Raw genomic sequence first — 673 nt, forward strand, 5'->3', positions numbered from 1 at the left:
TTAGCTCTGATTTCATCGTTGGCTTCCCTGGTGAAACCAATGAAGATTTCGAAAATACCATGAAGCTAATTGCCGATGTTAATTTTGATATGAGCTTTAGTTTTGTCTATTCCGCTCGCCCAGGTACACCAGCCGCTGATCTACCTGATGATGTTAGCGAAGAAGAGAAAAAACAGCGCCTTTATCTGCTACAGCAACGCATTAACCAACAAGCAATGAGCTTTAGCCGTGCTATGTTAGGTACAGTACAACGAATTTTAGTTGAAGGCCCTTCACGTAAAAACGTTATGGAGCTTTCTGGACGTACCGAAAATAACCGTGTTGTGAACTTTGAAGGTTCACCAGATATGATTGGTAAGTTTGTCGACGTTGAGATTGTTGATGTTTATGCCAACTCTCTACGCGGTAAAGTGATCCGCACCGAAGACCAAATGGGCTTACGCGTTAACGAATCACCAGCTTCCGTCATTGCACGTACACGTAAAGAAGATGAGCTTGGCGTTGGTCGTTACCAACCTTAACGATAGGATACTCAGTGACCGATAAAAAACCGTTGCAAATCGCAACACAAGAGATCTTTCTAGAGCCCGCAGATAACCAACGCTTAATGAGCCTTTGCGGGCCATTCGATGACAATATCAAGCAGCTTGAGCGTCGCCTTGCGATTGAAATT

Annotated in this window: 1 protein-coding gene and 1 pseudogene; both read left to right on the forward strand. The window is 44.0% G+C overall.

Annotated features, from left to right (window positions below; all coding sequences use genetic code 11):
- Nucleotides 1-521 (forward strand): TRAM domain-containing protein (locus ABN217_RS19530; RefSeq protein WP_349459895.1); only part of this gene is annotated, 521 nt, incomplete at its 5' end.
- Between the two features lie 14 nt (nucleotides 522-535).
- Nucleotides 536-673 (forward strand): annotated as a pseudogene (locus ABN217_RS19535) (PhoH family protein); the annotation flags it as partial.

It is taken from the genome of Proteus sp. fly-1067, assembly GCF_040139345.1.
GTDB classification, from domain to species: Bacteria; Pseudomonadota; Gammaproteobacteria; order Enterobacterales; family Enterobacteriaceae; genus Proteus; species Proteus vulgaris_B.